Source organism: Microbacterium sp. SZ1 (genome assembly GCF_002362255.1).
GTDB lineage: Bacteria > Actinomycetota > Actinomycetes > Actinomycetales > Microbacteriaceae > Microbacterium.
The window spans coordinates 1-810 of record NZ_LPVV01000025.1 but is presented as its reverse complement, the minus strand read 5'-3'; the positions used below and the strand labels follow the sequence as shown (position 1 = coordinate 810).

At 71.9% G+C, this 810-nt stretch carries 1 protein-coding gene; it reads left to right on the top strand.

Annotation, left to right across the window (positions count from 1 at the left end; translation table 11 throughout):
- The coding region (locus AUC47_RS10735; RefSeq protein ID WP_143740725.1) for a DUF58 domain-containing protein at positions 1–810 on the top strand (810 nt) is incomplete at both ends.

The following is an 810-nucleotide window of genomic DNA, read 5'->3' as shown; positions in this document are numbered from 1 at the left end:
TCTGGATCCTCGGACAGATCGCGGGGTGGGCGGAGTTCACCGTCGCGGCCGTCGTGATCGCCATCACGGTCGGCCTGTGCGCGCTGTTCCTCATCGGCCGCACGGCCTACGACGTCTCGCTCGACCTCGCACGCACCCGCGTCGTCGTCGGTGAGCGCGCGGTCGGCGCCCTCACCCTCGCGAATCGCGGCGCCAGGGCGATCCTGCCCTCTCGCGTCGTGCTGCCCGTCGGTTCGGGGCGCGGCGAGTTCGGCATCCAGCGTCTCGCCCCCGGCGAAGAGGCCGAGGAGCTCTTCGCGATCCCGACGCAGAAGCGTGCGGTCGTGAAGGTCGGCCCCGTGAGCGTCGTGCGCGGCGATCCGCTCGGGCTGTTCGAGCGCGCGCACCGTCGCGACGAGCCCGTCGACCTGTACGTGCACCCGCGCACCGTGCTCTTCGACGGCCAGTCGCTCGGCTACCTCCGGGATCTGGAGGGCCTTCCCGCCGCCGACCTCTCTCGCGACGACGTGTCGTTCCACGCCCTGCTCGAGTACCAGCCAGGCGACGACCTGCGCCACGTGCACTGGCGCTCGACCGCGCGCACCGGCACGATGATGGTCCGTCAGTACGAGGAGACCCGCCGCTCCCACTTCGTGATCGGCCTCTCGCGCTCGGCCGGCGACTACGCCACCGATGACGACTTCGAGCTCGCGATCTCGGCCGCCGGCTCCATCGGGCTCCGGGCGATCCGCGATTCGCAGCGCGTCGACGTGCGCGTGCAGGGTCGGGAGCTCGCCGCCGGCACGGGCAAGCAGCTGCTCGACTCGCTGT